The sequence below is a fragment of the Mesorhizobium sp. B2-3-2 genome (assembly GCF_006442295.1).
In the GTDB taxonomy this organism is placed as follows: Bacteria; Pseudomonadota; Alphaproteobacteria; order Rhizobiales; family Rhizobiaceae; genus Mesorhizobium.
Window position 1 is genome coordinate 1 of sequence record NZ_VFWA01000016.1, and the last position, 25,577, is coordinate 25,577.

At 64.0% G+C, this 25,577-nt stretch carries 10 protein-coding genes and 1 pseudogene; 6 read left to right on the plus strand and 5 right to left on the minus strand.

Annotation, left to right across the window (positions count from 1 at the left end; translation table 11 throughout):
• Positions 1–101: 101 nt before the first annotated feature.
• The 4 genes from FJ964_RS25580 to FJ964_RS25595 all read right to left on the minus strand — a co-directional run bounded on the left by FJ964_RS25580 (position 102) and on the right by FJ964_RS25595 (position 9,514).
• The gene (locus FJ964_RS25580; RefSeq protein ID WP_140553006.1) at positions 102–1,127 is read right to left on the minus strand and encodes a sulfate ABC transporter substrate-binding protein; all 1,026 of its coding nucleotides are present in this window, start codon (positions 1,125–1,127) and stop codon (positions 102–104) included.
• A 211-nt stretch (positions 1,128–1,338) separates the two neighbouring features.
• Positions 1,339–1,719, minus strand: a complete 381-nt coding sequence (locus tag FJ964_RS31545) for a M15 family metallopeptidase (RefSeq protein ID WP_224713374.1) — start codon at positions 1,717–1,719, stop codon at positions 1,339–1,341.
• Complete coding sequence (pbpC, locus tag FJ964_RS25590) at positions 1,712–3,805, minus strand: penicillin-binding protein 1C (RefSeq protein ID WP_140553008.1); 2,094 nt, start codon at positions 3,803–3,805, stop codon at positions 1,712–1,714. Before pbpC ends, FJ964_RS31545 begins: the two co-directional genes overlap by 8 nt.
• 210 nt (positions 3,806–4,015) lie before the next feature.
• A complete protein-coding gene (locus tag FJ964_RS25595; protein WP_140553010.1) occupies positions 4,016–9,514 on the minus strand; it encodes an alpha-2-macroglobulin family protein in 5,499 nt (1,832 codons plus the stop codon).
• Between the two features lie 271 nt (positions 9,515–9,785).
• On the opposite strand from FJ964_RS25595, the gene FJ964_RS25600 reads away from it, so the two are divergent.
• The 6 genes and pseudogenes from FJ964_RS25600 to FJ964_RS25625 form a co-directional block, all read left to right on the plus strand.
• Entirely contained in the window at positions 9,786–11,711 is a 1,926-nt protein-coding gene (locus FJ964_RS25600; protein ID WP_140553012.1) for an autotransporter assembly complex family protein, read from the plus strand.
• 2 nt (positions 11,712–11,713) lie between these two features.
• Positions 11,714–17,767, plus strand: coding sequence for a translocation/assembly module TamB domain-containing protein (locus FJ964_RS25605; protein WP_140553014.1), 6,054 nt, complete (start codon positions 11,714–11,716; stop codon positions 17,765–17,767).
• Positions 17,768–18,031: 264 nt separating this feature from the next.
• Complete coding sequence (locus FJ964_RS25610) at positions 18,032–19,690, plus strand: ABC transporter substrate-binding protein (protein ID WP_140553015.1); 1,659 nt, start codon at positions 18,032–18,034, stop codon at positions 19,688–19,690.
• A 150-nt stretch (positions 19,691–19,840) separates the two neighbouring features.
• On the plus strand, positions 19,841–20,875 hold the full coding sequence (locus tag FJ964_RS25615; RefSeq protein WP_140553017.1) for an ABC transporter permease: 1,035 nt from the start codon (positions 19,841–19,843) through the stop codon (positions 20,873–20,875).
• A 12-nt stretch (positions 20,876–20,887) separates the two neighbouring features.
• Entirely contained in the window at positions 20,888–22,045 is a 1,158-nt protein-coding gene (locus FJ964_RS25620; protein ID WP_140553019.1) for an ABC transporter permease, read from the plus strand.
• 53 nt (positions 22,046–22,098) lie between these two features.
• Positions 22,099–24,300: pseudogene (locus FJ964_RS25625) on the plus strand (ABC transporter ATP-binding protein); the annotation flags it as partial.
• 523 nt (positions 24,301–24,823) lie between these two features.
• Here FJ964_RS25625 and FJ964_RS25630 read toward each other — a convergent pair.
• Positions 24,824–25,414, minus strand: a complete 591-nt coding sequence (locus FJ964_RS25630; protein WP_140553022.1) for a transglycosylase SLT domain-containing protein — start codon at positions 25,412–25,414, stop codon at positions 24,824–24,826.
• Positions 25,415–25,577: the final 163 nt, after the last annotated feature.

Below are 25,577 nucleotides of genomic sequence, written 5' to 3' on the forward strand. Positions count from 1 at the left end.
AAGCCGAGCGTCAATCCGAAACCCGGAATGACGCTCGGCTGTCGAAACCGCCAACCCGCCCGAGCGGGTGCTGTGATCATATCGTCCTGAATATCGACTGCTTACTGGGGCTTGTAGATCTGGTCGAATATACCACCATCGCCGAAATGGTAAGGCTGTGCTTTCTTCCAGCCGCCGAATTGTGGGTCGTCGATGGTGACCAGCTTGATCGGCGGTAGCTTGGCCAGGTCCTCTGCCGGCACCAGATCGGGCTTGGCCGGACGATAGTGGTTCTTGGCGATGATCGTCTGCGCTTCCTTGGAATAGAGCCAGCCCAGATAGGCTTCGGCGACCTTGCGCGTGCCCTTGGCATCGACATTGGCGTCGACCAAAGCGACCGGCGGCTCGGCCAGGATCGAGGTCGGGGGATAGACGATATCGAAATTTTCGGCACCGAACTCGTCGAGCGCCAGATAGGCCTCGTTTTCCCAGGCAATCAGCACGTCGCCCAGGCCCTTTTGCGCGAAGGTCACCGTCGAGCCGCGCGCACCGGTATCGAGCACCGGGGCGTTGGCATAGAGCTTGCCGACGAACTCCTTCGTCTTGGCCTCGTCGCCGCCGTCATTGGCGTTGGCATAAGCCCAGGCGGCGAGATAATTCCAGCGCGCGCCGCCTGATGTCTTCGGGTTGGGCGTAATCACCTGGACGCCGTCCTTGACGAGGTCGCTCCAGTCGTGGATGCCCTTGGGGTTACCCTTGCGGACGAGGAAAATGATGGTCGAGGTGTAGGGCGCCGAATTGTTCTCGAATTTCGTGCGCCAGTCCGGATTGATCTTCTTCGACTTGGAAACGATGGCATTGATGTCGCCTTCGAGCGCCAACGTCACCACGTCGGCGTCGAGGCCGTCGATCACGGCGCGGGCCTGGGCGCCCGATCCACCGTGCGACTGCTGTATGGTGACCGTTTCGCCTGTCTCGGCTTTCCAGTGAGCGGCGAAGGCCTCGTCATAGGCCTTGTAGAGCTCGCGTGTCGGATCGTACGACACGTTGAGAATGGTGGTATCGGCGAACGCGAAACCGAGCGTGCCGAACTGGACGGACGTGGCGACCAGTGCGCCGAGCAGTCTCCTGAAACGAGGTTTGGTCATTTCTGCCTCCGTTGAACCCACGTCAAATCTACCGAATTGGTAGAATTTAGATGCATTAAATGTTGCCTTTTTTGTCGTTTTGGAGAAAATCTTGGGCCTGATTTCGCGGTGCGGAGAAACATTTTCCCTCAAATGTCCCCTTGGCGAATCCCCATCGATCTATCTAGGAACAAGCGGTGCCGAAGCAAGGCTATGGCATTCGGTCGACACGCTATCCGGCTGGGACTGGGAAATCGAAGCGCTGCTTGGCGAAGGCCTCGTGATTCAGCGTGAAGTGCCGCCATTCGCGTGCATAGTTCTTGAATCCGGCCGAGTGCATCGCGCGGAGCAGCAGCTTGCGGCTTGCCGTCGCTTCGCTTGCGGTACAGGAAAATTGTCCGTTCCGGCGTAACGGATATCCTGGCGGATCGAGGGGGCCGGCAAGGCGGACGAAGCCGGCGGGCAGGGCGTCGGCGCGGGCTGGGAGGAGATTGCGGGTAAAGGAACCCAGCGTTGCGAGTATTGTCGCCGCTACCGGTGAAGGTCGGCGCGAGGCGCTGTACCTCAGGCGAAGAAGCGCAATCCCCTGAATCGCTTGCGCAATCTTATTCAACAAACACCTTCACACTTGCCGCGCGTCCCGCCGCATCGATCACGGTCAAGGTCGAGTAGCCGGTGCCGTCCGGTTGCCAGGTCGCGGTACGCCGGCGGTCGATGCCGGTCAGCGGCTTGCCGTTGGCCAGCCAGCGGAACGGCGCGCGCCCGCCTTGCAGCTTCAGTACCAGCGGCGAGGCGTCGGCCGAGTCGGTGGCGAGATCGACGCGGGCGCCGTCGGGCGGAAAGATGATGGTCGGCGCGGGCTCTGTGGGGGTCGAGGCCTGAACCAGGCCGTCGGACCCGGCGCCGAAGCGGGCAAGCGTCACCGGCAGGTCGTTGCGTCGAGGAGTGAAGGCGCCGGGGGGCTTGCCCGGCAGCGGCACGGTGGCGAGACCCGAGCGAACAAAGCCCTCGAACAGGATTGGGGCTGCCGACACATAGCCGGACAGGCCAGGCACCGCGCCGGCATCGGGACGGCCGACCCAGACGCCCAGCACGTAGCGGCCGTCGAAGCCGACCGACCAGGCGTCTCGGTAGCCGTAGGAGGTGCCGGTCTTGTACGCGATGCCGCGCTGCAACGCACCCTCGGGCGGCTTGACGCCCGACAGGATGTCGATGATCTGCCAGTTCGCCTGGTCATCGAGGATGGTCGTGGTGGTGCGCTCGGCATCGGCCGGCTCGGTGCCATCATGCAGCGTGTGCGTCTTGCCGCCATTGGCGAGCCCTGTATAGAGCTGGACGAGATCGCGCAGCGTAATTCCAACGCCGCCAAGGCCGATGGCCAGGCCTGGCGCCTCGTTAACCGGCAGGATCGGTTTTACCCCAGCCTGGCGGAAGCGGGCCGTCAGCCGCGCGGGCCCGACCGCGTCGAGAACACGGATCGCCGGCACGTTGAGCGATAGTTGCAGCGCCTGCCGGATGCTGACGTCGCCCTGGTAGCCCATGTCGAAATTCTTCGGCCGGTAGCCGCCGAAATCGGCCGGGCTGTCCTCGATCAGTGTTTCCTGCGCCACCAGTCCCTGTTCGAAGGCAAGGCCGTAGATGAACGGCTTCAGCGTCGAGCCGGGCGAACGCACGACCTTTGTCATATCGATCCAGCCGGAGCGGCTGGCGTCGAAGAAATTGGCCGAGCCGACTTCGCCCAGAATGTCGCCGGTGCGGGAATCGGCCAGCACCATGGCAACGGAGAGACGCGGCCCAAGCTTGGTGGCGGCGTCGCGCGCTACCTGTTCCAGTCCTTCCTGGACGCTCTTGCGGACCGTCAGCTTGAGCGGCTGGCCGGGAACGGCCTTGGGCAGCATCGCATAGGCGGCGTGCGCGGCGAGCGCCGGCAATTTATGGCGCAGGCCAGACACATCGTCGAGCGCGGCGCGCGCGGCCTCGCGTTCGCCTAGCAGGCCAGCCGAGGCCATGCGGGTCAGCACGCGGTCGCGGGCGGCGTGCGCGATCGCGAGATTGCGGTCGGGCCGGCGCTTCTCCGGCAGTTGCGGCAGGGCGACCAGAAGCGCGGCTTCCGAGACGGTGAGCCGCTTCGGCTCCTTGCCGAAATAGGCGAGCGAAGCGGCGCGTACGCCTTCGAGATTGCCGCCATAGGGCGCCAGCGTCAGATAGCGTTCGAGGATCTCGCGCTTGGACAGCCGCCGCTCGATCTGGATGGCGCGCAGCATCTGCTTGAGCTTGGAGCCGAGGCTGCGGCTCTCGCGCGGCTCGATCAGGCGGGCAAGCTGCATCGATAGCGTCGAGCCGCCGGAAACGATGTGGCCACTGGCGGCGAATTGGCCGGCGGCGCGGGCAAGCGCCAGCACATCGACGCCCTTATGGTCCCAGAAGCGCTTGTCTTCATAGGTGACCAACATGTCGACGAACTGCTTGTCGACCTGATCGAGGCGGGTCTCAAGCCGCCAATAACCGTCAGGCGTGGCGAAGGCGCGCAAAAGCTGGCCGTCACGATCCTGGACTTCCGTCGAGACGGTGAGTTTTTCTGGAAGCGGAGGCGGGAAGGCGCGGTCGAGCTGCCACAGGGTAGCGGCTGAAAGAGCGATAACGGCCACCAAGGAGGTTCCAGCGATGGCTGCCCGGCGCAGCAGTGTTGTTGAGAGCATGGCGCTGCCCTCATCCGCCTGCCGGCACCTTCTCCCCGTATAGTGACGGGGAGAAGAGGGCGGTCGCGATCGTCGGCACCTTTTCTGCAACGTTGGACATTGGCGAAAGCGTCGATGCAATCCTCTTTCTCCCCGTCACTATACGGGGAGAAATGCCCGGCAGGGCAATAAGGGGCAGCGCAAACCTCACGTTCATGTCCGTCAAGGCGCCTACGGCGCCTTGACCTCCATCATGCCGGTGGCGGTGCGGGCCGAATATTGCGGCCGGTACATGTCCTCCACCGTTGCGGCCGGATGGGCGTAGGTGCCCGGCGTTACGGCGCGCACGACATAGGCGAGCGTCAGATTGTGGTCGTGCTCGCCGTCGCTGGGGTTGAAGGCGGCGACGAAACGGTCGTCGCGGAACTCCAGATGCGCGGCGTCGGTCTGCGCCAGCCAGGAGAAGTTCGACAATTGGGCGCTGGAGACCAGGCCGGGATTGTCGATCTCGAAGCCGGCCGGCAACAGGTCGGTGATCAAAAGGCGCGAAGGCCAGTTGTTCTGTTCGTTGACCTTCAGCACGACGACATAACGTTCGTTCTGGGTTGCCTCCGTCACATTGGCTTCGGTGCCGTCGAGCTTGTAATAGGTGCGCTCGATGGTGAAACCGTCACCCCCGGCCGGCAAGGGCTGCACCGGCGACGCCACGGTGGTGACGACGGCCTGCAGCGGGGTCTTGCCGGTGTTGGCGATGGTGAGCGGGCTGTCGGCCAGATCGCTGCCGTCGATCCTGTCGGAATAGCCGCCGGAATGCGGCGCGCCATTGATGGTGAGCGTGATCGAGTCATTGCCCTCCTTCAGCGCCTTGGCCGCCAGCAGCATCCAGGATTCATCCTGGGTGCTGGTCCAGCGGACCTCGGCGCGTTCCCTGGTCACCAGCTTGATCAGCTCCGGTACGACCGAAGGCACCGGCTTCGAGTCCGCCGCAAGCGCCAGCATTGCCGCTCCGTCGCGCAGCGCCGAGCCGTAGTCGGAGCGATAGTAGTCATAGGCGGTGCTCGACTTGGCGAGCTGCAGCGCGGTCTTGAACGTTGCTTCCGAACGCTGCGTGTCGCCATACAGCGCCAGGCTCGCCGCCAGCTGGGCAACGGCCATCGGGCTGGTGAACGCCTCGAGCTGGGTGTCCGCGTAATAGCGCAGATCGCCGATCGAGGCCTTCTTGTTGCGGGCGAGCACGTAGAGCGCGTAGGCGATCTCGCTGCCGCGGTCCTGTACGCTCTGGTCGTAACCGAGCGAGTTCTGCAGATTGCCCAGCGCCTGGTTCATGGCGAGCGCCGGCACATCGTATTTCTGCTCGCGCGCCCTGGTCAGGAAGTCGGTGACATAGGCGTCGAGCCATAGATCGCCGGAGCCCGGGCCCCACAGGCCGAAGCTGCCGGCCGAAGCCTGGTAGCTCAGCACCTTGTAGATCGCGTCCTGGATGCGGCCATGCAGCTCGGGATCGCTTTCCATGCCGACGCCCGAGGCCATTTCGTTGACATAGAGCAGAGGCATCGCCCGGCTGGTGGTTTGCTCGGCGCAGCCATAGGGGTAGCGGTCGAGCGTCATCAGAAGCGAAGGCACATCGAAGGCCGCCGCCTGCGAAACGCCGACACTGACCGAAGCGCCGTCGAGCAGGCTTGCCGCCAAAAGCTCCTTGTCGACGCGCAGCGCGCCGCCATCGCCCTTGAGGTCGACCACCATGCGGGTGGTGACCGGCAGTTGTGCCGGACGGACCGGCACGTAGAGCGTCTGCTCGACCTTGGTGCCATCGGCGTGCGCCAGCTTGATGGTGAGCGAGGCATTGCCTGCCGTCTGGGCGATCAGCGGCACGGTCAGGGTCTGGCGCTTGCCCTGCGCCAGCGTCAGTTTCTGGGGCAGGGGCTTGTCGCCCGTCGAGAGACCGCCCGTCGTATCGATCGACAGCGCATAGTCGCCGGCCGGACCGTCGGCGTCCGCAATGTCGAGCCGCATGACGGCGGCGTCGCCGGGCGCCAGGAAGCGCGGCAGGCCGGCGGTGATCACCACGGGATCGCGCACGATCACGTCCGACTGGGCGTGACCGACCGCTTCCTTGGTCCAGGCGACGGCCATGACGCGAACCGTGCCGTTGAACTGCGGAATATCGAAGTCGACGCGTGCCTTGCCGTCGGCATCGAGCTGCACCAGGCCGGAGAAGAAGGCGACCAGCTTTTCGGTCGGCGGGCTGCCCTGCGCCTGCATGTTGGCGCCGTCGCCGCCGGTCCTGAGCTTGCCCATGGTGCCGAGCGAACCGTCGATCAGGCGGCCATAGAGATCACGGATTTCCATGCCCAGCATGCGCTGGCCGAAAAACCAGTTTTCAGGGTCCGGCGCCTTGTAGTTGGTCAGGTTGAGGATGCCGACATCGACGGCGGCGACAGTGACATAGGCATTGCTGCCCGGCTCCACGCCGGCGACAGCGACCGGGATCGACAGCTGCTGGCGCGGCATGGTCTTGTCCGGCGGGGCGAGTGTGACGGCGAGCTTCTTCGATCCCGGGTCGACCTTCAGCCATTTCACGCCGATGGCGCGGGCCGGCATGCGGCTTTCCTGCGCGTCGCCAGGCCGGAACAGGGTTGCCGTGACATAGGCGCCGGCGCCCCAGTCGTCGCCGACCGGGATGTCGACCGTGCCGCCGCCGGCCGGCACCGACGCCGTGACGGTCTTCAGCAGCTTGTCGGAACCGATGTTGACCAGAAGTTCGCCGGCAAAGTGCGGCGAGACTTTGAGCCTGGCCACTTCGCCGGCGGCATAATTGTCCTTGTCGAGGGCGATCTCGAGACCATCAGGCGTTTCGGTCGTGGTGGAGGAGACATACCAGCCGCCATCGAACTCATAGCTGGTCGCGGGCCCTTCCGGATCCGCCGTCTCGACCTCGAGCCGGTAGCGGCCCCAGTCGACCGGGATCGACACCGTCGCCTCGCCGTCGGCGCTCAGGTCGACCTGGCCATTGGCGATCGATTTGGTGAAGGTGACCGGTTCGTAATTCCATGAGTTGTTGGAGCGGTACCACTGGCAATTGCGCTCGACCTTGACCAGCGACCATTGCGCGCCTTTCAGCGCCTCGCGCTTGCCATCGGGGTCGACGGCGATCAGGCTGAACTTCGCCGCGCCGCCTTGCGGCACTTCATCATCGGCGAAGTCCGGCCGGATGCCGATCATGTGGCCTTGCGGGCGGATGCCGATATTGAGCGAGCGCTCGATGGCGCGACCGCCCGTCTCACGCATGCGAACCGTAACCTTGGCGTCGATGAGTTTTGTGGTCGACGGCAGTTGCACGACGGAAACCGGGAAGGTCGCCTTGCCATCCTCGCCGACCACCGGAAGATCGGTGAGCGGGGTGACGGTCGGTTCCGACGACTGCTCGTCGGCAAGGCCGAAGGAATAGCCGTTGAAGCGGTCCCAGTTACGTGCGGTCGACAGGGTCAGTTCGCCTTCGAGCGCGAGGCCGGCAGCCGGTGCGCCATAGAGAAAGCGGCCGTCCACGGTGATGTTGGCGGTTTGGCCCAGCGCGATCTCCTGCTTGTCGGCCTTCATGTCGAATTCGATGCGGTCCGGCACGAAATCCTCGACCAGGAACATCTGGCTGGCGACCGCCGGCTGTTTGGGATCGGTGTAGATCGATACCGACCAGGTGCCGCGCATGGCATTCGGCTGGAGCGGCAGATCGACGGCGTGCCCGCCGGCCGACACACCGTCGCTGACGATGCGGCGATCCTCGACGCCGTCGGGGCGCGAGAAGATGAAGGTCAGCGGCAGGTTCTCAACCGCCTTGGCGGCGCCGTCACGGGCAAGAGCCGCGACATGCACTTCCTCGCCGGCGCGGTAGATGCCGCGCTCGGTCCAGGCATAGACATCGAGCGCGCCCGGCGCTGCGCGTCCGGTGACGCCGCGGTCGGACAGGTCGAAGCCGGCGCGGGCCATGTCGAGGAAGACGAAATCATCGTCGCCCTGCCTGGCCATCAGCACGGCGGGCACCATGCCGCCGTCGCCGCGCGTCAGGCCGGGATTGAACACGGCGTGGCCCTCGGCATCCGAGGTCGCGGTGCCGAGAATCTCGTTGTTGCGGGCAACCAGCGTCAGTTCGGCGCCCGCTATCGGCTTGGCGCTGCCGAGCGAACGGGCAAAGACATTGAGCCCGTCCTGGCCGGTATAGGTCGATAGGCCGATGTCGGAAACGACGAACCATTGCGTGGCCATCGCGTTGTAGTCGTCGCTCTTGTCGCTGACGGCCTGGGCAGTCAGCACATAGACGCCGGGCTTGCGCCGCGGCAGCGCCTCGTCGACCGGGAAGGAGGTGGTGACCTCTTTGTTCAGGTCGTTGGAAATGTCGAGCTGGCCTTCCCAGACCGGCTCGCCCATCTGCTCGGAAATGTTTGCGACGTCGTAGCTGTCGAGCTGATGCAGGAACTGATAGCCGGACAGGAGCTGGGCCAGCGAGCGGTCGCCGATGCGATAGAGCTTCATCTCGGCGGCGTTCATGTTGACGGTGACGACGGGGATGCCGCGGCGCGCGCCGGCCGGCAGCACGAAGCTGTCGCCGGTGAAGCGGGCCGAAGGCGCACGGTCCTGCACATAGATCGACAGCACGACGGGCGCGGCGGTCACTTCGCCGATGGCGGCCGGCAGGCCGGCACGGAAGGTCACGTCATAATGCTGGCCGTGTTCCAACCCTTCGACGCAGATCTGCTTGTCCTTGGCTTCAACGCCTTTGGGCGGCTGGTTGTCGACGGTGACGAATTGTGCGTAATCGACGCTGGTCTTGACCAGTTCCTCGGAAAATTGGGCGCAGATGCGCGGTGCGCTGGTGTCGGCATCGACGGTGTGGTCGATGACGCGGAAACCCTTGCGAGCCTTGAGATCGGAATAGTCGGCCTGGACCGCCGGCGAGGGCACCAGGGCAAGACTGGCTTCAAAAGCCTGCAGCGCGGGGCGATAGAGGTCGCGCTTGTCGAGGCCGGAGCCGATGAGCGCCAGCGCCTCCGCGCGCGTCCTGGCTGTACGCAACAGCTTGTAGGCATTGAACGCGGCCGACGTGCCGTTTGCCGGCAAGGTGGAGGCCTCGGATGTATTGGCCGCCGGCTGCACGGCAAGCGTTTCGCGCGCCAGGTTGAGCCAGAGCTGGCCATCGTCGGGCATGACCGAGACCGCGGCCTCGTATTTCTGCATGGCGGTGCGATGATCGCCGGTGAGCACCGCCTGCTCGGCCGCCGTGGTCAGTGCCGCCATGCCCTCGGTCGGCCTGTCATAGGCCGGGCCAAGCAGCCTGTTGCGGTATTGCTGGGCCTGGTCGGCCATCCAGTTGGGGAAGAAGGCGAGTTCCGGCGGCGCGCCGATGTCGGGGTCGCCGTCGATATTGACGATCTTGCCCGCGACCGCGCCGTTGAAGGGCTTCAACTGGTTATAATCGGATTTGAGGAAGCACCATTTGGCCTTTGTGTTATAGGTGAAGGCGCGGCAGGCAGGATCTCCCAGGCAAGTGGTCTTGCATTGATCGAGCGTAACATTCTGGTCGGACCGGAGGTCGAAACCGAAATAGTCGGAATTGTCGGTCGTTGCGACTCGCCGTACTTCAGCCGCTTGCGCGACGACACCCGAGGCTAAGACATTGGCCCAGGCGAAGAAGAGAAGGATCAGGAAAGACAGACCACGAGCCGCGCGCATTGCCATAACACCCTCCAGACAGTGCAGACGTCCGGGCATGTTCAAGCTTCAGTCAGGCTTGTCAACATGAGGACGCGGCAGGGTTCCGCCTGCCAACGGTTTCCTTTCCAGCAAACAGCCGGTAGTACCTCCATAGGACAGGGGATCACGCATTCTTGCGGCAACGCAAAAGGTGTGAATTCCAAGCCCGTCCTATTTCAGACAATTGGATTGTGGCCCCTTTACGAGCGCTTCAGAACTTCATTCCAATTTTAGTTTTGTAAAGTAGGTTGTTGTAATGCCGGCGTATGAAAGGCAGATGTCAGGGGGTACCGCGCAAGGGCGCGTGCTTTCGCGCGCGCTGCTTCTGGCCGTGATCTGCTGCTCGCTGATCGCCGGGGTGGGACCGGCGGCCGCCTTCGAAATCTTCGGCATCAAGCTGTGGGGCTCATCGAGCGATGAGGATGCCGACATCGTCGATCCGATGCGCTATGCCGTGACCATCTCCGCGCCCGACGCCGACAAGGACCTGTTAAAAAAGCTCGAAAACGCCTCGGCGCTGAAGAGCGACGAAGACCATCCCGTCTCCGGTTCGCTCGGTCTGATGGCCAAGGCGCGCAGCGATCGAGAACAGCTTGTGGCGGCGCTCTACGCCGATGCCCGCTACGAAGGCGTCGTCACCATCACCATCGAAGGCAAGCCGCTGGACGAATTGCCGCCGGACGCCGAATTCAAGGGTCCGCAGCCCATTCCCGTGGTCGTCAACATCGCCGCGGGTCCCAAATTCACTCTCGGCGATATCCGGCTGGAGGGTGACGCCGCTGGACTGATGAGCGCCGACTTCGGCCTGATATCAGGCGGCGACGCCGGGTCTGGCGCGGTGCTCAAGGCCGAGGCGCTGATCGTGCGCACGCTGAAGGAGCAGGGCAGGCCGCTGGCCGAGGTGACCAGCAGGCAGATCGTCGCCGACCATGCCACCTCGACCCTCGACGTGACGCTGACGGTCGCTGCCGGGCCAGTCGCCGGCTATGGCGCGACCACGGTGGAAGGCACCGAGAAGGTCGACCGCGACTTCACCGAATACATGACCGGGCTGAAACGGGGCCGGCAGTACTCGCCGCAGGAGATCGACGATGCGCGCGACAGGCTGCTGGCGCTCGAGGTCTTCAACAGCGTGACTTTCAAGGAGGCCGACAAGCTCGATGCCGAGGGCAACATTCCGATCGGCGTCCAGGTCAGCGAGCGCAAGCCGCGTTTTTTCGGGCTGGGCGGCACCTTCTCGAATACGGAAGGGCTGGGGCTGGAGGGATATTGGGGCCATCGCAACCTGTTCGGCCGGGCCGAGAAGCTGCGCATCGACGGCGCCATCAGCGGTATCGGCAGCAATGACCTGTCCGAATTGAACTACAATGCCGGCATCATGTTCGAGAAACCCGGCGTGATCGGCCCGGCATCTAAATTCTTTGCCGGCGTCAAGACCGTGCTCGAACATCCCGACGCCTATGACCATTTCTCGGTCAAGGGCAACACCGGCCTGTCCTATGAACTGACCAAGAAGCAGACCGTATCGGCCGAGGTGGCGCTCGACTATTCACGCATCCACGATTCCTTTGGCAAACATAAATACCTGATCGCCAGCATCCCGCTGCAATATGTCTACGACGACAGGGATGTCAGGCTGAACCCGACCAAGGGCTTCAGGTTGTTGGCCTATGCCGAGCCGAGCTACGACATATTGAGCGGTGCCGCCTTCCTCAAGCTGAAGGGCGAGGGATCGGCCTATCAGTCGCTGGATACCGCTTCGAAATACGTGCTGGCCGAACGTGTCGCCCTCGGCTCGATCGTCGGCACCAGCCTGCAGAACGTGCCTGCCGACCGGCGTTTCTATTCCGGCGGCGGCGGCTCGGTGCGCGGCTATGCTTATCAGGGCATCGGCCCGAAGGATTTCACCGGCCAGCCGATCGGCGGTCTTTCCTTCTTCGAGACCTCGGTCGAGATGCGCATCGCCATCACCGACACGATCGGTATCGTGCCGTTCGTCGACGCCGGCACGGTATCGACCAGGTCGTTCCCCGATTTTTCCGACGTCAAGGTGGGCGCCGGCGTCGGCTTGCGCTATGTGACGCCATTCGGGCCGCTGCGTATCGACGCCGCCGTGCCGCTCAACCGCGACCCAGGCGACCCACATTTCGGCATCTATGCCGGCATTGGCCAAGCGTTTTGAACATGAAGACGGTCTGGCGCATCCTTCGTATTTTTCTCTACACGCTGCTGATCGTGGTAGCAGGCGCCATCGGCGCGCTTTTCGTGCTGACCAAAACCGAGCGTGGACGCGACAATCTCGCCGGCATCATTTCGCGCGTGGCCTCGAGCGACGAGCGTAAGGTCACCGTCAGCGGCATCGACGGTATCTGGTCGGGCGCGCTCAGTGTCGACCATGTCGTGCTGGAGGACCGCGAGGGCGCCTGGCTGGTGGCACGCAAGGTGGCCATCGACTGGTCGCCGCTGGCACTGTTGTCCAAAAACTTCAGCGCCGACCGCATCGCAGCGGAGCGCATCGAACTTGCGCGTCTGCCGGTGGCCGGCACGCAGCAGCCGGCGCAAGGCGGCGCGACGACGCTGCCGGTTTCCATTGATATCAAACAGATCGACCTGCCGGAGGTCGCGCTCGGCCAGCAACTGGCCGGCAGCGGCATCGCCGAACTCGCCGCCAAGGCCTCGGTGAAGGCCGACGCCGCACCGCTGTCGGTCGAGACGGTGCTCAACATTACCCGCCATGACGGAAAACAGGGCAACGTCGACGCGCAGATCCATTTCGCGCCAGCGGACAACAAGCTCGACCTCAACCTCAAGGCGTCGGAACCGGCCGGCGGCATCATCGCCAATCTGCTCAACCTGCCGGACACGCCGCCGGTCGACATCGTCGTCTCGGGCACCGGGCCGCTGGCCAACTGGAGTGGCGTCGGCACCTTTCTTGTCGATCACCGGATCGTCACACAACTCACCGGCCGCCATCAGCTCACCGACAAAGGTAACTATCTCGAAGCCAAGGGCGACGGCGATTTCGCCCGCTTCCTGCCGGAGAACCTGAAACCATTGTTTGCCGGAAAGACCAGCTTCGATATGGCGGGCACCGCCACGTCAGCGGGCGGGATCAGCGTCGACCGGGCCAACATCGATAGCGATGCCATGCACGGCACCGCGACCGGTATCGTCGATCCCGCCGGAGCCAGCGACCTTTCGGTCGAACTCGCCGCTAAGGGACCACCCGTGGTGGTTAGCGTCGGCAGCAAGGCGCAGCCGATCACGCTGGCGATCAAGAATGCCACCGCCCGGGCGTTCGGCGACGGCAAGGCGCCGATCGTCGATATCGGCGCCTCCTTCGTTTCGATCGTCGCCGGCGGCACGCGGCTGGACGACCTGGCGGCGCAGATACACTCCGACGGTTTCGACATCCAGAACCGCACTGGTCCGGTTACCGTCAAGCTTGGGGCCGGCGGCCTGAAAACCGACGTCGCGACGCTGGCGCCGCTGGTCACTGGCAAGGTCGATGTCGGTCTGGCCGGTTCCCTCAGCAAGGACGCCATTGTCATCGATCAGGGCACGCTCCGGTCCGATGCGCTCAATGCCTCGCTGACGGCGACCGTGGCGCTCGCCGACCTGTCGATGCAGCTCAAGATGAATGCCGATGCCGTGGCGACCGCCTTCCCGCAGCAGATCGCCTCGGTGCTCGGCGGGCGGGTGAAGTTCTCGGCCACAGCATCGCGCGATCCGCAGGGCTCGTTCGCCGCCAACTCGATCGAACTCACGTCCGGTTCGCTCAGCGCCAGCGGTACCGCCAGCATGCAAGGCACCGACATACTGGCCGATATCAAAGGCAGGCTGGGTGACGTTTCGGTGCTGTCGCCGACGGTCGGCGTCCCGGTCGAGGGCGGTGTCGATTTCGCCCTGTCGGCAAGCGGCGCCATGACCGCGCCGGATTTCACCGTCTCCGCCGACAGCGATAGCCTTACGGCCTCGGGCCGCACGGTGAAGGCGATCAAGCTGACCGCGAGCGGCAAGGCCGACATTACTAACCCTTCCGCCAATGTCTCGCTGACCGGCGCCGTCAACGACCAGCCGCTCGACATCAAGGCGGCGCTGGTGACGAGCGAAGGCAAGCGCTCGATCAACGGCTTTTCGGTGTCTCTGGGCGACAACAAGGTGTCGGGCGATCTGGCGCTGGATGACAAGTTCATGCCGCTGGGCACGCTCATTCTTGCTGCGCCTGCCATCGATCAGCTTGCGGCGCTGGCCGGCCAGGCGGTGACCGGCGACATCAACGGCACCATTCGCTTTGCCAAGAGTGGCGACGCGCCCTCGGTCGCCATCGACGCCACGAGCACGTCGATCGCCCGCGGCGAGGTGACGGCGAGCACGATCGCCGTCAATGCGTTGATTGCCAACTATCTCAAGGCGCCGGCGATTTCAGGCTCGATCAAGGCCGATGCTGTGACGTCGGGGACCACCCAAGTCGGCGGCATCGTCGTCGATCTGAAGCGCGACGGAGACTGGACGAATTTTGCCGGTGCCGCCACCGTATCGGGTATTCCAGCGAAGGCGTCGGGGCGGGTGAAGATCGCCGATGGCGTCACCAGCGTCGAGATCGCCTCGGGCGAGGGGACGGTTCGCGGCATCAAGGCGGCGATTGCCGAGCCGTCGACGCTCAGCATCGCCGACGGCACCACCAGCATCGAAAAATTGGCGCTCGATGTCGGCGGCGGCTTGGTGGCGCTGTCCGGCACCGCCGGCCAGACGCTCGATCTCGCGGCAAAGGTCTCCGCCTTGCCGGCTGCCCTTGCCGACGCCTTTTCGCCCGGCCTCGATGCCGCTGGAACACTTGATGGCAGTGCCGAGATAACAGGCTCGCCGTCCGCTCCGGACGTCCGGTTCAACGTGCAACTGGCTGGCGCCGAAACCAGCCAGACGCGCCAGGCCGGGCTCGGGCAGCTCGCAGTCGACGCGGCCGGCAGCTACACCATGGCCGGCGGCGTCCTCCTCGACCACGCGACGCTCTCCGGTGACAAGGTTTCCGGTCAAGCCGCCGGCACGATCAATCCGAACGGCGCCAGCGATTTCGCCCTCGACCTCGTCTCGTCCGGTCCAAGTCTGCCGCTCACGGTCGGAAGCGCCGAGAGTCCTGTCAGGATCGAGGTCCGGTCGCTGTCGGCAAAGGTGGCGGGCGAGAGCACGCGGGCCCGATTGGATATGTCCGCGATCCTGCCGTCGATCGCCACGAGACCGGCGAAGGTGGACGGGCTGAGCCTGGCGTTGCACTCGGATGCGTTCGATCTGAAGAACCGCGCCGGGCCGGTTTCGGGCACGGTTTCGGTGGATAGGGTAGGGCTCGACAATCCCACCATCGCGCCGCTGATCGCCGGCAAGGTCACGGCCGCGCTCAGCGGGCGCCTGTCAGCCGACGCTGTCGCCATCGACAGCGGCTCGCTCCGAAGCGATGCGCTGAACAGCCAGGTTGCCGGCCTGGTGTCGCTGCGAGACGGCGCCATCGACCTCAAGCTGAAGGCGGATGCACCATCGTCGGCCCTGCCCGCCGCTGTGCGCGGCATGCTCGGCGAACGGGCGCAACTGAGCGCCACGCTGAAGCGCGAGCCCAACGGCAATATCGCCATAGGCGGATTGACACTGGCTTCCGGCGCGCTGACCGCACAGGGGCAGGCGAGCCTTGCGGACAACAAGGTGGCCGCCGACATCAAGGGAGCGCTGGGCGACGTTTCGCTGCTGTCGAAGGATGCCAAAGGCGCTATCGCCTTTGCACTGAATGCGCAGGGCCCGGCGACCGCGCCGGATCTGTCGCTGACCGTCGACAGCGACAAGCTTTCGGTGGCATCGCGCGAGATCACCGGGCTCAGACTTACCGCCACCGGCAAGGCCGACGCGGCCAAGCCGGCGGCCAATGTGCAGTTGACAGGCAATGTCGCGGGCCAACCCCTGCAAGGCAGTGCGGTGCTGGCGACTGCGGACGGCAAGAGCGCCATCAAGGGCCTGCTTTTGTCGCTGGGCCAAAACAGGATTTCCGGCGACCTGGCGCTGGACGACAAATTCGTGCCCGAAGGCACGATCTCGCTCGACCTGCCCGATATCGGGCCGCTTGCCGCACTGGCGCTGGAAAAAGCGGAAGGCGACGTGCGCGGCACGATTGCGTTCTCGAAGAACGGCGCCGCACCGCAAGTCGCCATCAGGGCGAGGACCGCCTCGGTCACGCGCGGCGACCTTCGGGCGAAGGCCGTTTCGATCGACGCCTTGATCGTCAATTACCTCGCCGCGCCAGCCATCTCCGGAAAAATCCATGCCGACACCGTCACATCGGGCGGCACGGTGATCCGCGGCATCGACGTCGACCTGAAGCGTGACGGCGACTGGACCGGCTTTTCCGGCGGCGCGACGGTGAAAGGAATTCCGGCAAAGGCCGCGGGCCGCGTGAAAGCCGCCAACGGCACGACGACCATAGAGCTTGCTTCCGGCGAGGCGACCGTCCAGGGCATAAAGGCCGCCATCGCGCAGGCTTCGACCGTCACCATTGCCAATGGCACGACGACGCTGGACAAGCTGGTGCTCAACCTGGGTGGCGGCACGGCGACGGTGACCGGCAAGATCGGGCAGGCGCTAGACATCAACGCGGCGCTGGCGCGGGTGCCGATCTCGCTTGCCAACAGTTTCTCGCCGGGCCTCGATGCCGCCGGTTCGCTTTCGGGCACGGTGAAGGTCACCGGGGCGCCAGCCAGCCCCAGTGCGGCGTTCAACCTCGACGCGACCGGTGTGCAAACTTCGCAGACCCGCGGCGCGGGTGTCGGCGCAGTGAGTGTTTCTTCCTCGGGCACCTTTGCCGGCAACAAGCTGACCTTCAACGCCAATGTCAGCGATGGAGCCGGTCTTGGTCTCAAGGGGGGCGGCACGGTGACGACATCGGGCACGCCGGCGCTCGCGCTCGACTTCAATGGCGCCGTGCCGTTCGGCATCCTCAGTCAGAAGCTCGCTGCGCAAGGCCTGTCGCTGACTGGGACCGCCAATGTCAATGTGCAGGTGCGCGGCCCCGCGACATCGCCCGTCATCGGCGGCAGCATCAGCACGTCGGGCGCCCGCCTGCTCGACGCGCGTTCCGGGCTTGCCGTCAACGACATCGCAGCCGAAATCTCGATCGGCAATGGTGTCGCCAGGATCAACCGGCTGACCGGGACGCTGTCGACGCGCGGCAGCCTGTCGGCCAGCGGCACGGTCGGCATCGATCCGGCGCGGGGGTTCCCGGCCGACCTGTCGATCAAACTCACCGACGGCCGCTACACCGATGGGCGGGTGGTCACCGCCAATCTTGGCGGCGACCTGACGATCAAAGGACCGCTGACGTCGGCGCCGGTGATTGCCGGCACCATCAACCTCGCCAAGACCGTCATCACCGTTCCGGACAAATTGCCGGGGTCGCTCTCGGCTCTCGACGTCAAGCACAAGAACGCGCCCGGCGCGGTGAGGGCGCAGGACAAGGCATTGCGCCCGGCCACGACCAGCGGCAAGAGCGGCGGCAGTGGGCTGGCGCTCGACGTCACCATCAACGCGCCGAACCAGATCTTCATCCAGGGCAGGGGCGTGGACGCCGAACTCGGCGGCTCGCTCAGGCTGACCGGTCCGGCCTCCTCGCCGCAAGCGGTCGGCACTTTCACGCTGCAGCGCGGGCGGCTGTCGATCCTCGGCAAGCGGCTGACCTTTACCGAGGGCACGGTCGGCTTTTCCGGCTCGCTGGTGCCTTATCTCAACCTGACGGCGACAACGACGACGAGCAGCGCCACCGTCACCATCGTGGTGTCGGGCGAGGCGACCAATCCGAAATTCACCTTCACCTCGGTGCCGGCGCTGCCCGAGGACGAAGTGCTGGCGCAACTGATCTTCGGGCGCTCCATGTCGAACCTGTCGCCGCTGCAGATCGCGCAGCTGGCCGAAGCCGCCGGACAGTTGGCCGGCGTCGGCGGCTCGACGTCGCTGCTCGAAAACCTGCGCAGCGCGATCGGCGTCGACGATCTCGATGTCACCACCGACGAGAAAGGGGGCACGGCGGTTTCTGCCGGCAAGTACCTCAACGACCGCACCTATGTAACCATCCAGAAGGGCGACAAGCCGGGCTCGGGCAAGGCCATGATCGACCTCAATGTCGGGCGCGGCGTCAAACTGCGCGGCGAGGCAACGGACGCCGGCGAAGCCAAGGGCGGCATCTTCTACGAGAAGGAATATTGAAGCAGGGACATGGGCTGGCCCTCATCCCGGCGAGGGCTGGCACTGTCGCAAACCGCGCCAATGTCTCAGTTTAATTCCCCTGAAGAGATTTAGGGGAAATCCGTCGCGCACTAGCAATTTTGCGCCAAGACTGTCGCTATCACGCGAACCGCTCCCCCTCCAAAGTTGCACATTCGTCGATATGTTCCCAATCCATGCCGTCTTTGACATCATGGCCTGGATGCGGAATGTTAATCGGCGGAAAGCCAACAATGGGAGTTAGTCATGACAATCTACAAGAGTAATGGCGACAGCGTTCCGGATCACATCCTGGCCATGGCCGAAGAAGCCAAGTCGGGTAAGGTCGATCGCCGCGAATTCCTCGCGCTTGCCAGCGTCTTCGGCGCTTCGACGGCCATGGCCTATGGCCTGCTGGGGCTCGCCGCCCCGACGCCGGCCAAGGCCGAGGAGGTGCAGGGAAAGAAAGGCGGCGTGCTCAAGGTGGCAATGTCGGTCAAGGATCCCAAGGATCCGCGCACGGCCGACTGGTCGGAAATCTCCAACGCCGAGCGGCAGGCGCTCGAGCCGCTGGTGAAATACACCCACCAGTACACATTCGCGCCCTATCTCCTGGAAAGCTGGGACATCAATGACGATGCCACCGAGTACACGCTGCATGTGCGGCCGGGCGTCGAGTGGAACAATGGCGACAAGTTCACCGCCGACGACGTGATCTACAATTTCACCCGCTGGGCCGACAAGGCCGCGGAAGGCAATTCCATGCCGGGCCGCCTCGGCAGCCTCGTCGACGACAGCACAAAGAAATTGCGCGAGGGGTCGGTCATCAAGGTCGACGACATGACCGTCAAGCTGAAGCTCACCAAACCCGATATCGCCATCATCCCCAACCTGACCGACTATCCGGCATTGGTGGTGCACAAGAGCTTCGACGAGAAGGGCGCTAACTTCAAGAACTGCCCGATCGGTACGGGTCCGTTCGAGCTCGTCTCCTATGACGTCGGCCAGAAGGTCGTCTACAAGCGCCGCGAGACCGGCAAGTGGTGGCAGGGCGAAGCCTTCCTCGATGGCGTCGAGTTCATCGATTACGGCACCGATCCGGCCGCAACGGTCTCGGCTTTCGAATCGGGCGAAGTTCAGACCAACCATGAGACGACCGCCGACTACGTCAAGATCATCGCAGATGTCGGCGCGCCGCCTTCCGAGGTCGTGACCGCCGCCACCGTGGTGTCGCGCTTCAACGTCAACGCCAAGCCTTATGGCGACCAGAAAGTGCGTCAGGCGATGTGCCTGGCCGTGGACAATTCGGTGGTGCTGCAGCTCGGCTACGGCAATGCCGGCACGCCGGCCGAGAACCACCATGTCGCGCCGATCCATCCCGAATATGTCGAGCTGCCCAAGATCAAGCGCGACATCGCCAAGGCCAAGCAGATGCTGACGGAAGCCGGCGTGATCGATTTCGAACACGAGCTGATCAGCAACGACGAGGACTACCACAAGAACACTACGGACGCGATCGCGGCCCAGCTGCGCGAGGCCGGCATCAAGGTGAAGCGCACCGTGCTGCCGAGCTCGACCTTCTGGAACGACTGGACGAAATATCCATTCTCGGAAACCAACTGGAACATGCGTCCGCTTGGCATCCAGGTCATCGCCATCGCCTACCGCTCGGGTGAAGCCTGGAACGAGACGGCCTACGCCAATCCGGACTTCGACAAGAAGGTCAACGAGGCGCTCGGGATCGCCGACGCGGAGAAGCGCAAGGTGGTGATGAAGGACATCGAGCAGATGCTGCAGGATTCCGGCATCATCATCCAGCCTTACTGGCGCAAGCTCTACATCAACATCAAGCCGGAGGTGAAGAACCACTCGATGCACCCCACCTACGAGCACGACTTCGGCAAGGTCTGGCTCGATCAGGCGTGACCCACAGCCTGCCGGGAGCGGAGGCGCCAGCGTCTTTCGCTCCCGCGGCATCGCCGCCGTTGCATTGGATGCAGCGGCGGCATGACGTCACAAGGTTTTTGATACAGGGTTGAACCTATCTGACCCCAACCCGGCCGGCAGGGGGGTACAATGTTCTCATTCATCGCCAGACGCATCGGCACGATACTGCTCACGATGCTGTGCCTGACGCTGGTCGTCTTCTTCCTCGTCAATCTGGAACCCAACCTGAAGAAGCTGGCGATCAGCCAGACCGAGATGCACACCTCGGCCGAACAGCTGGAAAGCTGGCTGGTCAATCACGGCTACCGGCAGAACTTCTTCGTGCGCTACGGCCAGTGGCTCGGCGTCCTGCCCAAGCAGCCGGTCACCGATCCGGCAACCGGCAAACCGGCGCAGCGCTTCTCCTTCTGCAACGATCCGGCCGAGCCGAAGTTCTCCGGCGTGCTCCAGGGTGATTTCGGCTGCTCGACCAAATTCAAGACCACGGTTGGGGCCAAGCTGTTCCCTGCGCTCGGCGCCACGGGCATCCTGATGTTCTGCGTGCTGGCGGTGATGGTGCCGGTCTCTCTGCTGATCGGCATCCTGGCCGGCATGCGCGAGGGGTCGCGCACCGACCGGGTGCTGTCTGTCGCCTCGATCGCCTCGACGGCGACGCCCGAATATGTGTCGGGCGTCATCTTCACCGTCATCTTCGCTTCCTGGCTTGGCTGGCTGAACGGATCTGCCGCATCGGCAAGCCAGGGCATTACCTTCTACAACTTCACGCTGCCGGTGATCACGCTCGCGATCTACGGCATCGGCTACATCGCGCGCATGACGCGTGCCTCGATGGTCGAGGTGATGACGCAGCAATATATCCGCACCGCCCGGCTGAAGGGGCTCTCGTTCAAAAGCGTGGTGGTCAAGCACGCGCTGCGCAACGCTCTGATCGCGCCCTTCACCGTGATCATGCTGCAGTTTCCGTGGCTGCTCACCGGCGTCGTCATCGTCGAGGTGATGTTCCGCTATCAGGGCTTCGGCTACACGCTGGTCGAGGCCGCCGGCAACAACGACATCGATCTTTTGCTCGGCTGCTCGCTTGTCTCGGTGTTCATCGTCCTGATCACGCAGCTCATTTCCGATGTCGGCTACGCGTTCCTCAATCCGCGCATTCGGGTCCAGTAGGGGAGACGGCGCATGCAAGCCCAATATATCGGCGCCTCCACCGTCGTCCTCGAAGTGCTCTGGCGCTTCTGGCCGGTCTGGCTCGCGCTTTTCATCGTCATGGGCGCGAGCTTCCTCTACAAGAAGAAGCTGGCTCTCTACGGCCAACTGTTCGACAGCGGCGTTGGCATAGCCGGCGTCGCCATCTGCCTGTTCTGGCTGTTCACGGCGATCTTCGCCTCGACCATCTCGCCTTTCGATCCGCTCGGCCAGATTCCCATCATGAAGGATACGTTGCCCGGAGCCATCGAACCGCAATCGGGCCTCGCCTATCTGTTCGGTGGCGACAAGCTCGCCCGCGACGTCTTTTCGCGCATGGTCTATGGCAGCCAGATCGTGCTGATCATCGCGCCGGCGGCGACCGGCTTCGCGCTCATGGTCGGCATCACGCTCGGCCTGCCGGCCGGCTATTATGGCGGCAAGATCGATACCGTGCTGTCGTTCCTGGCCAATCTCGTGCTGGCCTTCCCGGTCATCCTGCTGTTCTACCTGCTGGTGACGCCGGGCATCATGGACACGCCGATCCCCTACGCGCTGGCCGGCGTGTTCTTCCTGTTCCCGATCATCTTCTTCTGCGTGCTGTTCTGGACGCGGTACAAGAACCGGCCCGACCGGATCTACATCCTGCTCGGCCTGACGCTGGTTGTCGGCGGCTGGATCTATGCCGGCCTGGTGTTCGATGCCGATCCGCTGAAGATCGTGCACATCGATCCCAACCAGCTCAACATCTTCGTGGCGGTGGTGTTCGCCTCGAGCCCGGGCGTGTTCCGCATCGTGCGTGGCCTGACCATGGACATCAAGACGCGCGACTATGTTGCGGCGGCGCAGACGCGCGGTGAATCGCCCTGGTACATCATGCTGTGGGAAATCCTGCCCAATGCGCGCGGACCGCTGATCGTCGATGCCTGCCTGCGCATCGGCTACACCACCATCCTGCTCGGCACGCTGGGCTATTTCGGCCTCGGGCTGGCGCCTGAAAGTCCCGACTGGGGCACCGCGATCAAGGATGCCAGCCGGCTGCTGCGCTCCTTCATCCATCCCGCACTGCCGCCGACGATCGCGCTGATGTCGTTCGTATTGGGGCTGAACCTGCTCGCCGATTCCCTGCGCGAGCAATCGATGAAGGATTGATGGCGGGGTCCTCGACCCTGCTTACCCGGAAGAACCAAGGATTGGAGCGACCCATGAACGAGGCAGTTCGAAATCCGGCCATGCCGAACAATGGGCCGATCATCGAGATCGAGAACCTGTCGATCTCCTTCTTCACCCGCAAGGGCGAGATACCGGCCGTGATGGATTTTTCCTGCACGGTCATGCCCGGCGAAGCGATGGGCATTGTCGGCGAATCCGGCTGCGGCAAGTCGACCGTGTCGCTCGGCATCATGCGTGATCTCTCCAACATCGGGAAGATCGTCGGCGGCAAGATCAAGTTCCAGGGCAAGGACATGGGCGAGCTCTCCGAGGAGGAGCTGCGCAGCATCCGCGGCAATAAGATCGCCATGATCTACCAGGAGCCGATGGCGAGCCTGAACCCGGCGATGAAGATCGGCCAGCAGTTGATGGAAGTGCCGCTGATCCACGACAAGGTGTCGAAGGAAGAGGCCTATAAACGTGCGCTCGAAATGGTGCGCTCGGTGAAGCTTCCCGATCCGGAACGCATGATGCGCTCCTATCCGCATCAGCTTTCTGGCGGCCAGCAGCAGCGTATCGTCATCGCCATGGCGCTGCTGTCGAAGCCGGCGCTGCTTCTCCTCGACGAGCCGACGACCGCGCTCGACGTGACGGTGGAGGCGGGCATCGTCGAACTGGTGAAGGGGCTGGGCGAGAAGTTCGGCACCTCGATGATCTTCGTGTCGCACAACCTTGGCCTGATCCTGGAGACCTGCGACCGCATCACGGTGATGTATTCGGGCGAGGCCGTCGAGACCGGCAAGATCAAGGACGTGTTCGACCGGATGCGCCATCCCTATACGCAGGGCCTTTTCCGCTCGATTCCGCTGCCGGGCGCCGACAAGAACTCGCGGCCGCTGATCTCGATCCCCGGTCAGCTGCCCCTGCCGCATGAGCGGCCGAAGGGCTGTAATTTCGGCCCGCGCTGCCACCATTTCGTCGAGGGCGTCTGCAACGCCGCCGAAATCCCGATGATCGAAGTCGCGGGACATGAAGGTCATTTCTCGCGCTGCGTGCGCTTCAACGAAATCGATTGGGACGCCCTGCCGCCCGGCGCCAAGAAGGTCAATGAGAAGGTCGTGCCTGGCGCACCGGTGCTCAAGATCGAGGATCTGAGGAAATACTACAAGGTTGGCGGCAGCGAAGTGTTCGGCTCGAGCGAGGGCCGCGTCGTCAAGGCCAACGAGACGATTTCGTTCACTGCGCGCGAATCCGAAACCGTCGCCATTGTTGGCGAATCCGGCTGCGGAAAATCGACGCTGGCGAAAGTGCTGCTCGGGCTCGAGACGGCGAGCTCCGGCAGGGTCACGCTCGCCAACAAGGAGATCCAGTCGACCGGCATCGAGAGCCGCAGCGTCGACACGGTGTCGTCGATCCAGATGGTTTTCCAGAACCCGTTCGATACGCTCAACCCCAGCCATTCGGTTGGCTCGCAGATCATCCGCACGCTGGAGAAATTCAACGTCGGCAAGACCGTCGCCGATCGGCGCAAGCGCATGCTGGAACTGCTCGACCTGGTGAAGCTGCCGCGCGCCTTCGAGAGCCGCAAGCCGCGCCAGCTTTCGGGCGGCCAGAAGCAGCGCATCGGCGTGGCGCGCGCCTTTGCCGGCGATGCCAAGGTGGTGGTGGCCGACGAACCGGTCTCGGCGCTCGACGTGTCGGTCCAGGCGGCGGTGACTGAGCTGTTGATGGACATCCAGCGCAAGAACAAGACGACGATGCTGTTCATCAGCCACGATTTGTCTGTCGTGCGCTATATCGCCGACCGTGTGGTCGTCATGTATCTGGGCTATATCGTCGAGCAAGGCACGACCGACCAGATCTTCGCGCCGCCCTATCATCCCTATACCGAGGCGCTGCTGTCGGCGATCCCGATCGCCGACACCAGCGTGGTCAAGAAGCATATCGTGCTGGAGGGCGACATACCCTCGGCGATGAACCCGCCGTCCGGCTGTCCATTCCAGACGCGCTGCGGCTACAAGAGATTGGTGCCGGATAATCTCTGCGAAACCAAGGTGCCGCCGGTCAAGAACCTCGGCGGCGGCCATATGAGCCTGTGCTGGCTGTCGGACGACGTGCTGGCGACGATGGAGCCGGTGATCAAGTTCGACAAACAGCATGCCGACCGTGAGGGCGTGCCGGACGACGCGCCGCATGGTGTCGGTCCGGGCTTTGCCGGTGCGCCTCCGAAGCGGCCGCATGGTAAGACGACCAGCACGGAAGCCGATGCGGTGGGGCAGGCCGCAGAGGAAACCGAAGCCGTCTCAAAGGCCCGTCGCCATGAGGCCCGCGACGAGGTTTCGGAGACTGGTCGTCCGGCGACGGATGCCAACGCAACCTCTGCGCCGTTCACGCCAAGAACGCTTGGTGACGGCCGGCAGGCCGAGAGTGCATACGTTGCACCGCTTGCCCCGCCGGCTCGGCTGGCCGACGCAAGTGCCACCGACAAGAACCGTCCGACCGGCATCGCCAGGCCGATCAAACCCGACAATCTCAAGCTGATTTCGGGCGTCGGCCCGAAAACAGAAGGCATCCTCAACGACCTCGGCATCTTCACCTACGCCCAGGTCGCCGCGTGGAAAAAAGCCGAGCGCCAATGGGTCGACGACTATCTTAGATTCAAAGGCCGCATCGAGCGCGAGGACTGGGTCAAGCAGGCGAAGGCGCTCGCCAAGGGCGGCGAGGCGGAATACATCAAGGTGTTCGGCAGGGAGCCGCGCTGACCCACCGGCGCGCCTCTCAGCTGCCGCACTGCCTCAGCTGTTGGGCATAGTCGCGGGCCATCTTGTCGGTCGCCCGGGCATAGCCCTGGACGCCGGCATCGCCACGGTTGCCGCGGCCATAGGCGGTCCAGCCGAGATAGTAGGCGAGGTAGAGATTGTAGGTGTCGTTGCGGGCGACGCCGTAAGTATCCGCTGTCTTGGAATGGTACCAGCCGACGAAATCGACGGCGTCGGCGAATTTGGTCCGGCGCGCCGCCCAGTTGCCGGTTTCGCTCTGATATTGCGACCATGTACCGTCCAGCGCCTGCGAGAAGCCGGTGGCCGACGAAACGTGCTTCCACGGGATGAAACCGAGCAGTTTGGTGCGCGGCGGCCGGGCGTTGCTCTTGAATCCGGATTCCTTGCGCACCGTTGCCATCAGAACGGGAACGGGCACGCCGTATTTCTGCTCGGCGCGTTCGGCGGCCGACTGCCAATTGTCGAACCAGCCGTCATTCTGGTCGAAGACGGCGCAGACATTGTTGATGTGGCTGGGGGCGGTCGCGCAGGCCGAAAGTGCCAGCAGCATACCAACCGCTACAATTTTACTAAAACTCGACCTACGCATCGGCAGAGCAATAGGCTCAAATCATAAAGGGAATCTTGCCGCGCCCGTTAACGCGTCGCCGACGCGGGCGGTTCGGAAAGTGCCATATTGATTGTCCGACATATCTTGTCGCTTTTTATAAATCACTGTTTCGAAAATGCCGCCTCGGTTAAAATCCCGCCCG